The organism is Kitasatospora sp. NPDC022856 (genome assembly GCF_055561235.1).
Map to the genome: position 1 here is coordinate 169,528 of NZ_JBVHHE010000017.1, position 13,223 is coordinate 182,750.

Annotated in this window: 10 protein-coding genes; 5 read left to right on the forward strand and 5 right to left on the reverse strand. The window is 75.5% G+C overall.

What is annotated here, in order from left to right:
* Window positions 1–87 precede the first annotated feature (87 nt).
* A complete protein-coding gene (locus tag ACZ34W_RS23010; RefSeq protein WP_465606618.1) occupies window positions 88–798 on the reverse strand; it encodes an ABC transporter ATP-binding protein in 711 nt (236 codons plus the stop codon).
* 357 nt (window positions 799–1,155) lie between these two features.
* On the opposite strand from ACZ34W_RS23010, the gene ACZ34W_RS23015 reads away from it, so the two are divergent.
* The 5 genes from ACZ34W_RS23015 (at window position 1,156) to ACZ34W_RS23035 (ending at window position 9,122) form a co-directional block, all read left to right on the forward strand.
* Window positions 1,156–4,152: an ABC transporter permease gene (locus ACZ34W_RS23015; RefSeq protein WP_465606620.1), complete on the forward strand. Its 2,997-nt coding sequence runs from the start codon at window positions 1,156–1,158 to the stop codon at window positions 4,150–4,152.
* Window positions 4,047–4,430 (forward strand): FtsX-like permease family protein, encoded by a 384-nt coding sequence (locus tag ACZ34W_RS23020; RefSeq protein WP_465606622.1) that lies wholly within the window; start codon window positions 4,047–4,049, stop codon window positions 4,428–4,430. Before ACZ34W_RS23015 ends, ACZ34W_RS23020 begins: the two co-directional genes overlap by 106 nt.
* On the forward strand, window positions 4,427–7,300 hold the full coding sequence (locus tag ACZ34W_RS23025) for a hypothetical protein (protein WP_465606624.1): 2,874 nt from the start codon (window positions 4,427–4,429) through the stop codon (window positions 7,298–7,300). Before ACZ34W_RS23020 ends, ACZ34W_RS23025 begins: the two co-directional genes overlap by 4 nt.
* A gap of 163 nt (window positions 7,301–7,463) precedes the next feature.
* Complete coding sequence (locus ACZ34W_RS23030) at window positions 7,464–8,450, forward strand: ABC transporter ATP-binding protein (protein WP_465606626.1); 987 nt, start codon at window positions 7,464–7,466, stop codon at window positions 8,448–8,450.
* A 108-nt stretch (window positions 8,451–8,558) separates the two neighbouring features.
* A complete protein-coding gene (locus tag ACZ34W_RS23035; RefSeq protein WP_329485880.1) occupies window positions 8,559–9,122 on the forward strand; it encodes a helix-turn-helix domain-containing protein in 564 nt (187 codons plus the stop codon).
* 7 nt (window positions 9,123–9,129) lie between these two features.
* On the opposite strand, the gene ACZ34W_RS23040 is transcribed toward ACZ34W_RS23035, so the two are convergent.
* The 4 genes from ACZ34W_RS23040 to ACZ34W_RS23055 all read right to left on the reverse strand — a co-directional run bounded on the left by ACZ34W_RS23040 (window position 9,130) and on the right by ACZ34W_RS23055 (window position 13,108).
* Window positions 9,130–10,017: a dihydrodipicolinate synthase family protein gene (locus tag ACZ34W_RS23040; RefSeq protein ID WP_465606629.1), complete on the reverse strand. Its 888-nt coding sequence runs from the start codon at window positions 10,015–10,017 to the stop codon at window positions 9,130–9,132.
* Between the two features lies 1 nt (window position 10,018).
* The gene (locus ACZ34W_RS23045; protein WP_465606631.1) at window positions 10,019–10,828 is read right to left on the reverse strand and encodes an aldolase; all 810 of its coding nucleotides are present in this window, start codon (window positions 10,826–10,828) and stop codon (window positions 10,019–10,021) included.
* A 257-nt stretch (window positions 10,829–11,085) separates the two neighbouring features.
* Window positions 11,086–11,271, reverse strand: coding sequence for a hypothetical protein (locus ACZ34W_RS23050; RefSeq protein WP_359804548.1), 186 nt, complete (start codon window positions 11,269–11,271; stop codon window positions 11,086–11,088).
* 241 nt (window positions 11,272–11,512) lie between these two features.
* The gene (locus ACZ34W_RS23055; protein ID WP_465606633.1) at window positions 11,513–13,108 is read right to left on the reverse strand and encodes an AMP-binding protein; all 1,596 of its coding nucleotides are present in this window, start codon (window positions 13,106–13,108) and stop codon (window positions 11,513–11,515) included.
* Window positions 13,109–13,223: the final 115 nt, after the last annotated feature.

Below are 13,223 nucleotides of genomic sequence, written 5' to 3' on the forward strand. Positions count from 1 at the left end.
TCTGAGCGGGTGGACCGGGGCCGGCCGGGCAGCGGGCCGTGCCTCTCCGGGCACGGTCCGCTGCCCCGAGAGGGCCGACCCACGGGGTCAGGGGGTGGGTTCGGTGATCCGGCCGTCGCGGAGTTCGATCACGTGGTCGGCGAGTTCCATGAGGGTGGGGTCGTGGGTGGCGACGAGGGCGGTGACGCCTTCGCTGCGCACGACGGCGCGCAGCAGTTCCATGATGGCGCGGCCGGTCTCGGAGTCGAGTTGGCCGGTGGGTTCGTCGGCGATGATGAGGTCGGGCTGGTTGGCCAGGGCCCGGGCGATGGCGACGCGTTGCTGCTGTCCGCCGGAGAGTTCGGCGGGGCGCTGGTTGGCGTGGTCGCTCAGGCCGACGAGGGCGAGGAGGGTGCGGGCGCGCTCCTCGCGCTGGGGGGTCGGGACGTTGCGCAGGCGCATCGGGATCCCGACGTTCTCGCTCGCGGTGAGGACGGGGATGAGGCCGAAGGACTGGAACACGAAGCCGATGCGGTCGCGGCGCAGGGCGAGCCGCTGGTTCTCGTCGAGGCCGGCGAGGTCGGTGCCGTCGAGGGTGATGGTGCCGCCGGTGGGGGTGTCGAGGCCGCCGACGAGGTTGAGGAGGGTGGTCTTCCCGGAGCCGGAGCGGCCCTTGAGGGCGGTGAGTTCGCCGCGCCGTGCGGTGAAGGAGACGCCGCGCAGGGCGTGGACGGTGCGGTCGCCGGTGCCGAAGCTGTGGGTGAGGTCGGTGACGGTGACCATGTCGGTGGTGACGGTGGCGGCCGGTTGCTGCGTCATTGGGCGTCCCCCTGGGTGTTCCTCGACTGAAGTGAAGTACTGATGACGGGCGTTCAAGCTGAGGTGTGCATGGCATTCTGATCGAACGCTGAACCGCGTGCCACGGCCGGCCCGTTGTTCCTGTCTCGCCGGGTGGGGGTCCGATGTACTGCCAACGCGGAGAATTTGCTCACTAGTTACATGATTCGCGCAAGTCCCTTCCGTTTGAAGAGCGAATCTGACAGCATCGTCCGCTATCCGGTGATCAAGCGCCGGTGATCACCGTATCGGTGCGTAACAGGCGTCCATCCCGTGGCTGGAGAGTGCCCGGACGGCGGCGCCGGGCGCGACCGGGATGTTTCCGGGGGAGGCAACAGGATGCTCGGCTTCGTCGTGCGCCGTCTGCGCGGGCGGTTGCCGTTGGCCGGCGCCGTCCTGCTCACGGTGCTGATCACCACGGCGGTGCTCACCGCGCTGGTGGCCTTCAACCGCACCGTGGGGGAGGCGGGGCTGCGGCAGGCGCTCCAGGCACCCGGCCAGGCCGCCCGGACCACCGTTCTGGTCAAAGCCGAGCACGGCCAGGACAAGCGGGCCGCCGACGACGCGGCGGTCGCCGGCTACGCCGGCCGGCTCTTCGGCGGACTGCCCGTGCACCACGAGAGCCTGACCCGCAGCCGCTCCTACGGCCTTCCGGCCGCCGCCACCGCTCCCGCCGCCGGCCAGGCCGCCGCGAAGCAGACCGATCTCACCCTGCTCGCCACGCTCGACCACGACCGGGTCACCCTGGTGGCGGGCGCGTGGCCGGCGGCGGCCGCGTCCGGGGCCGGGCCGGTCCAGGCGGCCGTGCCACAGGCGGCGCTCGCGAGGCTGGGCCTGAGCGCCGGGGCGCTGCCCGCCGAGGTCCGGCTGGACGACCGCCTGAGCGGCGCGCCGCTCACCGTCCGGCTCACGGGCGTCTACCGCGCCACCGATCTCGCCGACCCGTACTGGCGGTTGGACCCGGTGGGCGGCCGCGAGATCCTGGTCGGCGGCTTCACCACCTACGGGCCGCTGCTGGTCGACGACAGCGCCTTCACCGCCGCCGGCGTCCCGCAGAACGGCCGGAGCTGGCTGCTCGGCGCCGACTTCTCCACCGTCCGCGCCGCCGAGGCCGCCGCCGTCCGGGACCGTGCCGCGGGCCTCGCCGCGGAGCTCGGCACCTCGGCCGGCCTCCAGGTCTCGACCGAACTGCCGCTGTTCCTCCAGGAACTGGACTCCAGCGCGCTGGTCGCCCGCTCCACCCTGCTGATCGGCGCGCTGCAACTGGTGGTGCTCGCCGCCGCGGTGCTGCTGCTGGTGGTGCACCTGATGGCGGCCCGGCAGGTGGGGGAGAACGCCCTGCTCGCGGCGCGCGGTGCCTCGGGTGTGCGGCTGGGCGCGTTCTCGGCGGCGGAGTCGGTGCTGCTGGCGCTGCCGGCGGCGGTGCTGGCGCCGTTGCTGGTCCCGGTGCTGCTGCGGGCGCTGACCCGGTTCGGCGCGTTGTCCCGGGTGCCGCTGGACACCGGTCTGAGCTGGACCTTGTGGCCGGTCGCGGGTGTGTGCGCGCTGGCCTGTGTGGTGCTGACGGCGGCTCCGGCGGTGTTCCGCGGCGCGGGTGGCGCGGTGCTGCGCCGGGCGGGGCGCCGGCAGGCGCTGGTGGCGGGCGCGGTGCGCTCGGGTGCCGACCTCGCGGTGGTGGCGCTGGCGGTGCTGGCCTACTTCCAGCTGGCGCGTTACAGCGGCGGGCTGTCGGCGGATTCCGACGGCAAGCTGGGCCTGGACCCGGTGCTGGTGGCGGCTCCGACGCTGCTGCTGTGCGCCGGCACCCTGCTGGTGCTGCGGCTGCTGCCGTTCGCCGCCCGGCTGGGCGGCAGGCTGGCGGCGCGGGGCCGGGGCCTGGCGCCGGCCCTGGCGGGGTGGCAGCTGGCACGCCGGCCCGGGCGCGCCGCGGGGCCGGTGCTGCTGCTGGTGCTGGCGGTGTCGACGGGGGTGCTGGCGCTGGGTCAGCATGCCAGCTGGTCGGGATCGCAGCGGGACCAGGCGGACTTCGTGTCGGCGGGCGGTCTGCGGATCTTCGGGTCGGCGACGGCGTCGATGGGGCAGGGCGGCCGGTACGGGGCGCTGCCGGGCGGTGAGCGGCTGGTTCCGGTGGTCCGGCAGGAGAGTTCGCTGCCGGGCGGTGCGGCGGGTCAGCTGCTGGCGCTGGACGCCGCCGGGTTCGCGGACCGGGTGCCGGTGCGGGCGGACCTGCTGGGCGGGCAGAGCGCCCGCGAGGTGTTCGCGCCGCTGGCCGGGCCGGCCCCGACCGGGGCGCAGGCCGGGCTCCCGCTGCCGGGCAGCCCCCGGCGCATCGACGTCGAGCTCACCATTGTGCCGGCCGCGCCGGCCGACGCGCGCCCCGAGGTCTGGCTGATGCTGCGCGACCGTTTCGGCGCCACCTTCCGGGCCCCGCTGGCCGGGGTCCCCGAGCAGGGCGGCGCGGTGGCCACCGCCGACCTCTCGGCGCTGACCGGCGCGCCGGTCGGCTCCGCCGCCGCGCCGCTCACGATGGCCGGGCTGGTCGTGGTGTTCGGCTCGGACCGCGTCGTCCCGCTCAGCGGCACGCTGACCGTCGGGCGGATCGGCCTCGCCGACAGCGCCACCGGACCGGCCACCCCCGTCGCCGCCCCGGCCGGCCTCGCCTGGACCACCGTCGCCGCCTCGGACGACGAGCTGTCCTCCTCCGCGGTCCTACCGGTGGCGGAGGGCGAGGGCGAGCGGCAGCTGCTCAAGCTCCACTACGAGAAGGGGCACGGCGGCAGGAACAGCGCGGAGGCCATCGTCGCCCCCGCCGGCGCCCCGGCTCCGAAGGGGGTCTCCGGGGTCGCCACCCGCGCCTATCTGACCGCGGTGGGAGCGGCGGTCGGCGACCTCGTCCAGGTGCCGTTCGCGAGCGTCACGCTGCAGGTCGAGGTGACGGGCGTGGTCGAGTCGCTGCCGGTGGTCGGGGACCGGGCGGTCGTCGTCGACCTGGCCACCGTCGCGCGGCAGATCGGCGCGGGCGGCCGGCAGCTGCCGGCCGTCTCCGAGTGGTGGCTGCCCGCCACCGGGCCGGGGGACGGGGTGCCGGCCGCGGCCGCCGCGAAGCTGCGCGCCGAACCGGGGGGGGGCAGCAGCTGGTGGTCCGCGACGAGGTGGCGGCCGAGCTGCTCGCGGACCCGATCGGTGCCGCGCCGCAGAACGCGCTCGCCGCGATCGCCCTGGTCAGCGCCGTGCTGGCGGCGATCGGCTTCGCCGCGGCGGCGGCGGCCTCGGCCCGCGAACGCGCGGGGGAGTTCACCGTGCTGCTCGCGCTCGGCACCCCGCGGCGCCGGCTGAGCCGGACGGTCGCCGCCGAGCAGGGCGTGCTGGTCGCGCTGGGCAGCCTGGTCGGGCTGGCCCTGGGCGCCCTGACCGTCCACCTGGTGGTGCCGCTGGTGGTGCTCACCCCGTCCGCCCACCGGCCGGTGCCCGAGGTGCTGGTCGACCTGCCGTTGGGCCCGGCCCTGCTGCTCGCGGCCGCGATCACGGCCGTTGCCCTGCTGTCGGCCTCCCTGAGTGGGCGCCGCCGCCGTCGAGACGTGGCCGCCCGGCTGCGGTACGTGGAGGAGATGTGACCACCCCGGCCGACACCGGTACCCCCCGCCCCGCGCCGAGGCCGGAGCACCGCCCCGCGCCCTGGGTGCGGACCAGGCTGCGGACGGCGCCGCTGGCCGCCGCGCTGATGGCCGCGCTGGCCTTCGTCACCGTCCTGCTGGCCGCCGCCTTCCCGCGCGCCGTCGACCGGGGCACCGACGACGCGCTGCGCGAGTTCCTGCACGACCGAGGCCCGTCCTGGACCAGCCTGCTGGCCACCGGGCGCCACCAGTACGACGCCGCCGACCTGGACAAGGTGGCGGCGAAGCTCGCCTCCTACCCGAACGAGACCTTCCGGTTCGCGGCGAGCGGCCCGGTCTACGGAACGCGCAGCAACAAGTCGCGCCCGATGCTCAACACCGGGTACGCACGCCCCGACGAGGTGCCGCCCCAGCTCGACCTGGTCTCGCTGCACGGCCTCACCGACCGGGTCACCCTGGTGGCCGGCCAGTGGCCCGGCGCCGGCGGTGGCGACGGCCCGGTGCCGATCGCGATCAGCAAGGCCGCCGCCGACACCATCGGCATGCACCTCGGCGACCTCGTCGACGCCGGATCCTCGCTCACCGGCGAGCCGGTCCGGGCCGATGTGGTCGGCGTCTACGTGGCCAACGACCCCGACGACCCGTACTGGGTGGGCCTGCCGTGCCCCGAGCGGGCCTGTCGGGAGGCCACCGCCAAGGTCAAATGGCGCACCGGCGGTGTGGTCTCCCCCGGCGCGACGGACCGGATCGCCCCGTGGGGCGGCGGCGCGACGGACTTCTGGCGGCTGCCGGTCGACACCGCCGCCCTGCGCGCCGACCAGCTGGACCGGACCAAGGAGGAGATCTCCTCCTACCTCGCCGGCTCCACGGCGCTGCGCCTCACCACGCTGACCGGCCGCGAGGACCTGCGGGTCGGCTCGGAGCTGCCCGAGCTGTTCGGGCAGGCGGTGGCGCGCCGTGACGCGGCGGCGCCGTTGGCGGCGGTCGGTCCGGCCGGGCTGGCCGGGGTGGCCGTGGTGGTGCTCTGCCTGGCGGCGGGGCTGGCCGGGGACCGGCGGCACGGTGAGCTGGCGCTGCTGCAGGCCCGCGGCGGTTCGCGGGGCGGGGTGGTGCGGCGGTTGCTCGGCGAGGGCGCGGTGACCGTGGTCCCGGCCGCGGTGGTGGCGACCGGACTGGTGTGGTGGTGGCTGCCGACCCCCCGGTGGTGGGGATCGATGGTCGCGGCGCTGGTGGTGCTGCTGCTCGCGGCGCTGGGCCTGCCGGTCCGGGCGGCGCTGCTGTGGTCGGCGCGGCGTGCGCCGGGTGGCTGGCGCCGGCTGGTGGGTGAGCTGGTGGTCGGGGCGGTGACGGTCGCGGCGGTGCTGGAGGTCCGGCGCCGGGGTGTGGTGCCGCCCGGCGACGGGCTGGACCCGTTGCTGGTGGCGGCGCCGTTGCTGTTGGCGCTGACGGGTGGGCTGGTGCTGGCCCGGGTGCAGCCCGTGCTGGTGGGCCTGTTGGCGCGGGCGGCGGGCCGGGGTTCGGGGGTGGTCGGCTTCCTGGGCCTGGCGCGGGCCGCGCGGGGATCGGGCGGCCGGCCGCGTCCGTCGGTGCTGCCGGTGTTCGCGCTGATGCTGGCGGTCACGACGGCCGGCTTCGGCGCCACCGTGCTGGACGCCGTCGACCGTGGCCGGGCGCAGGCCGTCCGGAGCGCGGTCGGTGGCGACGCGGTCGTCGGGGCACCGACCGGCGCCGTGCTCCCGCCCGGCTTCCTCACGGCGGCCGGCGCGCTGCCCGGGGTGCGGACGGCCACCGCCGTGTGGTGGGACAACGACGTGTTCCTGCTGGGCAGCGACGCCGGGCCGATCCGGGTCAGCACCCTGGTCGTGGACCCGGGGACGTACGCCGAGCTGTCCCGGGCCGTCGGTCGCGGCGCCTTCGACCCGGCCGTCCTCGCGGGTGACGACGGCGGGATCGACACCCCCGTACCGGCCCTGTTCAGCACCGAACTCGCGCGGAGGATCGGTGACGGGGGCTACCGGCTGCGGATGCCCAACGGGTGGGAGCTGCTCGCCAGGTCGACCGGTACCCTCGACGGCACCCCGGCACTGGAGAGCTCCACCCGACGCTTCGTGGTGCTCCCGGCCGGCCCCTCGACCGCGCGCTTTCCCGAACTCAAGCGTGCCAACCTGTGGTTCGCCACCGGCGACATCGACGAGCGGCAGCTGAAGGGGCTGATGCGCGAGCTGGCACCGGTGCAGCCGCGCGACGGCTCCCCGGAGGGCGCCGCGGTGTCGGCCTCGGCCTCGGCGTCGACGCCCGGGCCGACCGCCGCGCCTTCGCCGTCCGGGACCGCCCCGGCGGCCCAGGCACCGGCCGAGTCCGACGCCGACGCGGTGCCGACCGGGTACCTGGTCCGCACCAGTGCCGCCCGCTCCGCCGAGCTGGCGAACGACCCGTTGCAGCACTCGGCGGCCCGGCTGTTCTGGGCGGCGGTGATCGGCGCTGCCGGGTTCGCGCTGCTCGCCGTGCTGCTGACGCTGCTCCGGGCGGCTCCGGAGCGGGCGGCCGTGCTGGCACGGCTGCGCACCATGGGGCTGCGGCCCCGGCAGGGGCTGGCGTTGATCGTGGCCGAGACGCTGCCGCAGACCCTGGTCGCGGCCGTCGGCGGCGGCGTGGTGGCGTGGATCGCGGTCGCCCTGCTCGGTCCGGCGATCGACCTGTCCGCGTTGGTCGGCGCACCGGTTCCGACCGGGCTGCGGCCGGCGCCGCTGCCGGTGCTGTTCCAGGTCCTCGGTCTGGCGGCGCTGGTCACCGCGGGTGTGCTGGCCGAGGCGCTGATCTCCGGCCGGCGCCAGATCAGCACCGAACTGCGGGCGGGGGACCAGCGATGACCGTCACCCGGCCCGCGCGGCCACCGGCCGACGGCGGGGCGTTCGGCAGCGGCGCGTTCGGCGGTGGCGGAGCCCCCGGCCGGGCGTTCGGCGGGGGAACCAGCACGTGGCGATCGCGACCAGGAGCGCACCCAGGCGCAGCAGCGGCGACAGGAGATCAGTGGTGAGCAGTGTGTCCGAGGGCGGGGCGGTCGTCGAGGGCCCGACGCTCGACGAGTTGCGGGAGCGGGCGCTGGCGGCCTCGGCGCCGCGGGTGGTCGCGGGGGACGCGGCGATCGTCTGCGAGCGCCTGGTGCGGATCTTCAGCGCCGAGGGTGTGGAGGTGCAGGCGCTCCAGGGCCTTGAGCTGACGATCCGTCAGGGCGACCTGGTGGCCCTGGTGGGCGCGTCGGGCAGCGGGAAGTCGACGCTGTTGACGATCCTGGCGGGGCTGGACGTGCCGACCGCGGGGACGGCCACCGTGGCGGGCTGCGACCTGCTGGAGATGTCGGCGCGGGAGCGGCTGCGGTACCGGCGCGAGGTGGTGGGGTTCATCTGGCAGCAGACCGCCCGCAACCTGCTGCCGTTCCTCACCGCGGCCGAGAACATCGCGCTGCCGATGCAGCTGCGGGGCCGCGGCGGCGCGGCCCGCTCCCGGCAGCAGGCGGCCCGGGTCGCCGAGCTCCTGGAGGCGATGGAGCTGGGCGACCTCGCGCACCGGCGCCCGGGTGAGCTCTCCGGCGGCCAGCAGCAGCGGGTGGCGATCGCCGTCGGCATGGCCAACAACCCGCCCGTCCTGCTCGCCGACGAGCCGACCGGTGAGCTCGACTCCGAGACCGCGGCGGGGATCTTCGAGACCTTCCGCACCGTCAACCGCGAGCTGGGTGCCACCGTCGTCATCGTCACCCACGACCCGATGGTCGCCGGTGAGGTGCGCCGCACGGTCGCGATCCGGGACGGCCGTACCAGCAGTGAGGTGCTGCGGCGGACGGTGACCGACGAGTACGGCGAGGAGTCGGTGAACGAGACCGAGTACGTGATGCTGGACCGGACCGGCCGGGTGCAGCTGCCGGTCAAGTTCCTGGAGGCGCTGGGGATGGAGCACCGGGTCGCGGTGGACCTGGGCGCCGACCACATCGCCGTCCGCCCGGACGACATCGCGGGCCACTGACGCGTCCGCCCGGCCGCACCCGCCGCCCGGCCCCGGGGCGGCGGGGCCGGGCGCGATGGGATACTGGACCGGACGTTCCGGGGCGAGAGGTACCGCATGAGCAGCCGCGTGAGAGTGCTGAGAAAGCAGAACCGGCTGAGCCTGGAGGCGCTGGCGGCCCAGGTCGGGGTGACCAAGAGCTACCTCTCCAAGGTGGAGCGGGGGCTCAGCGACCCCTCCATCTCGACCGCGCTCAAGCTGGCGCACGCGCTGAAGGTCGACGTCGGCCGCCTGTTCGCGGAGGACGTGGAGCCCGAGCTGATCACGGTGGTCCGGGCCGGCGAGCGGACGCCGATGGCCGGCGGCACGGGCCCCGGCGCCCCGCACTACGAGGGCATCGCGACCGGTCTCAGCGGCAAGCGGATGGTGCCGTTCATGATGTACCCGCCGCTGGAGCTGGGCGACTCGCCCTTCAAGTCGCACGCGGGTGAGGAGTTCTTCTTCGTCCACGCCGGGGCGGTCGAGCTGGAGTTCCCCGAGCGGACGGTCCGGCTCGCCCCGGGGGACAGCGTCTACTTCAACTCGGCGCTGCCGCACCGCTGCCGGAGCACCGGTCCGGAGCCGGCCGCGATCCTCGTGGTGATCCACGACGATCCGGCCGGCCCGTCGGACCGGGTTCCCAGCCTGCCCTGACGCCTCGTCAGTCCAGTGTCGCGAGCAACTCGGCCAGGTGGCGGGTGCGTTCGTCGTCCAGCGGCAGCAGCGGTCGGCGCGGCTCGCCGACGTCCAGCCCGCGCAGGGCCAGGCCGGCCTTCACGGTGGTGGGCAGGCCGCCCCGCAGGATGAACTGCAGAAGCGGCAGCTGGCGGTAGAAGGACTGCCGGGCGGCGTCCAGGTCGCCGACCCGCACCGCCCGGTGGAGTTCGAGCACCGCCTCGGGTATCAGGCAGGGCGCGGCGGTGCACCAGCCGGCGGCGCCGGCGGCGAACGCCTCCAGGGCCAGCGGGTTGCTGCCGTTGAAGAACGGCAGCTCGCCGCCGGTGAGCTGGCTGAGCCGGTGCATCCGCTGCACGTCGCCGCTGCTCTCCTTCACCATGGTGATGTTCTCGACCCGTTCGACCAGCGAGACCATCAGCTCGGGGGAGAGGTCGACGCCGCTGGTGGCCGGGTTGTTGTAGATCATCACGGGGACGGAGACGGCGCCCGCGACCTCGGTGAAGTGGCGGACGATCTCGCGTTCGTCCAGCTTCCAGTACGACAGCGGCAGGACCATCACGGCGTCGGCGCCGACCTGTTCGGCGAACCGGGCCCGGCGGACGGCCTTGCGGGTGGTGAGCTCCGCGATGCCCACCACGGTGGGCACCCGCCCGGCCACCGCCGCCACCGAGGCCTCGGCGGCGGTGAACCACTCCTGGTCGTCGAGGTAGGCGCTCTCCCCGGTCGAGCCGAGCGGGGCGACGGCGTGGCAGCCGGCCTCGACCAGCCGGTCGATCAGGGTGCCCAGGCGTGCGGTGTCGAGACCGCCGTCGGTGGGGGAGAACGGGGTCACCGGGTAGGCGATGATCCCTTCCAGGGTCGGACCGGCCATGTCAGCGACCGCCTTCCGTGGCGAGGGAGTCGAGCGCGTCGCCGTGGCCGGCGCGCAGGGCGCGGCGGGCGTAGTAGGCGAAGGACGCCTGGCCGCGCTTGGGGGTGGAGATCCAGTCGTGCGCCTCGCGGGCCAGCAGCTCGGGGATCTCCTGGATCCGTCCGGCGGCCGAGGCCAGCAGCTGGAGCCGGGCGGCCCGCTCGAACAGCACCGCGAGGACGCAGGACTCCTCGACGGTGCCGGTGGCCACCAGCTGTCCGTGGTGGGCGAGGAGCAGGGCGCGCTTGTCGCCGAGCGCGGCCGTGATGATCTCGCCCTCCTCGTTGCCGACCGGGATGCCGGGCCACTTCTCCAGGAACGCGCAGTCGTCGTAGAGCGGGCAGAGGTCCATGTGCGAGACGATCAGCGGCTTCTCCAGCATCGACAGCGCGGAGATGTGCAGCGGGTGGGTGTGGATGATGCACTCGACGTCCGGGCGGGCCCGGTAGACCCAGCTGTGGAAGCGGTTGGCGGGGTTGGCCATCCCCTCGCCCGCCAGGACGTTGAGGTCCTCGTCCACCAGTAGCAGGTTGGACTCGGTGATCTCGTCGAAGCCCAGGCCGAGCCGCTGGGTGTAGTAGGTGCCGGGTTCCTCGGCGCGGGCGGTGATCTGGCCGGCCAGGCCGGAGTCGTGTCCGGCGTCGAACAGGATCCGGCAGGTGAGCGCGAGCTTTCGCCGGGTGGTCCAGCCGTTGTCGGGGATGGCGCTCTGCATTCTGCGGTGGGCGAGGTCCACCAGCTCCGCCTTGGTGGCCGTGAGGGTCTCTGCCATCGGCTGTGCTTCTCCTTCGTAGGGGAACGCCCGGGCGCGGCGGGGCCGTTGGGCAGGCGTGGCCGCCGTGCCGCCCGCCGGGAGCGACGGGCGAGGACACGTTGTTCACCCTAGGACACCTTGTGTCCTGGCGTCGATAGCGTGCCCGCTACGGGTGGGCCCGAAGCCACGGCCGCTACCCGCTGCCCGCCACCTACTACCCCCGCTTCCCGGCAACAGCCCTGCTGATCAGAGGTGTTGGGGCTTCCGGGGCAGGCTCAGCCGTCGTCGCCGATGCGTCGGATCAGCCCGCTGCGCTCGGCCTCGGAGCGGAGGTCCCGCTCCGGCTCGCCGCGCCTGCCGCGGTCGCCCCGGGCGGCGGCGGTGCAGAGCGCGAAGACGAGTACGGCGCTGGCCGCCACGGCGAGGATGCCGAGCGCGGTGAGGACGCGGAGCCAGGTCACGGCAGATGCCTCCGGTGGGCGGTGCGACGGGAGTTGTGCCGGGGATATCGGCAGGACGCGCCGTAGGATCGAGTGTCCACGGGCGGTTCCGTGGGACATCCGCCGCAGCACCGGGAGCACGCGCGGGCACGCGAAGCGTCGGCGGCGCGCGGTGCTCCTCGATACGCGCCCCCGGAGCCTTTGCGCGCCCCCGTCGGCCGCCCGCGACCCCGCCGCCCGTGACCCCGCCCCCGCGATCCCGTCAGCCGCCCGTGACCCCGTCGGCCGCCTCCGGGGCCTCCCGTCCCTCCTCCGGTCCCGCCTGCGCCAGCAGGGTCCGCAGGGCGTCGAAGTCCGGCTTCCCGGTCGCGCTCAGCGGCAGCTCCGGCAGCACCAGGATCGTCGACGGATCACCGTGCGGACCGCCGCGCTCACGCGCCCACCGGTGCAGCTGCCGCGCCGTCACCCCCGCCCCGGGCCGGGTGGTGACCGCGGCGTGCACCCGCTCCAGCCGGTCCGGGCCGGTGGTCGCGAACATCACCGCCTCCCGCACCGCCGGATGCGCCAGCAGCGGCCGCTCGACATCGCGCGGGAAGACGTTGTGCGCGTCCACGATCGCCATCGGCCCCCGCCGCCCGGCCACCGTCAGGTACCCGGCCGCGTCCAGGCTGCCCAGGTCCCCGGTGTGCAGCCAGCCGCCGCGCAGCACCCGGGCCGTCAGCGCCGGATCACGCCAGTAGCCGGACATCACCGTCGGCGTCCGCACGCGGATCTCCCCGGTCCGGCCGACCGGCAGCGGCGCGCCCGCCTCGTCCACGATCCGGACCTCGGTGTCCGGGAGCGGCCGCCCGGCGGTGGTGAGCAGCCTCGGATCGAGGTGCTCGTCCGGGGTGAGCCGGGTGACCGGCCCGCACTCCGTCAGGCTGTACGTCTGGTGCAGCACCCGGCCGATCCGGCGGGTCGCCTCCGCCAGCCGTTCCGGGGCGGCCGGGGACCCGGTGTACGTCACCCGGCGCAGGCTGCCGGTGTCGGTCCGGGAGAGTGCGGGGTGGTCGAGCACCCGGTAGAGCAGGTGCGGCGGCAGGTACACCCGTGACACCCGGTACCGCTCGACGGCCGCCAGAACCGCCTCGGCCTCGAAGCCGTCCTGGAGCACCACCGTGCCGCCCGCCGCGAGGGCCAGGTCGGCCGTGGTGCCTCCGCCGTGGCACAGGGCCGTGCAGAGCAGGAAGGTGGACGCCGCCACCAGCTCCGGTCGGGGCGGCCGGGCGAAGCGGCGCAGCACCCCCTTCGGCCGGCCGGTCGAGCCGCCGGTGAACCGGATCGCCATCACGTCGTCCGGCCGCCAGCGGGGTGCCGGCGGGACGGGCGGGAGCGGCGCGGCCAGGGCGGTGAGGTCCGCCCCGACCGGGGTGGGGCCGAGGGCCAGCGGCAGCGCGGCGGGGAGCGCCCCGGCGAGCTGCCGCGCGGTCGCGGTGAACCGCTCCGGGGCGAAGACGAAGGCGGCGGTCCGCGCCTCCTCGGCCATCGCGACCTGGTCCGCCACCGACCGGTCGGTGGGCAGCATCGCCACCCGGCAGCCGATCAGGTTCGCCGCCAGGCGCACCAGCACCGCCTCCGGCCGGTTCCCGGCCAGCACGGTGACGCCGTCGCCGCGCCCGAGACCGGTGGCGGCCAGCGCGCGGGCGAACCGGTGCACGTCGTCCAGGCACTCCTGCGCCGTCAGCGACGACTCCCCGTACCGCAGCGCGACCCGGGCCGGATCGCGGGCCAGCCCGTCGAGGACCAGCCCGGTGTGCGTGGCCGTCCCGGTGCCCGCCGCCCGCCCCGCCGTCCGCGCCGTCCGCGTCCTCGCCACGCGCCGTCTCCCGACTCTCGATACCCGCGTTCGATCTGACAGTCCATCACATCACCCCGCCGTCCGGCGGCCGGGTCGGGGGAGCGGGCCGGGGGCCGGGCCGGGGACCGTGCGG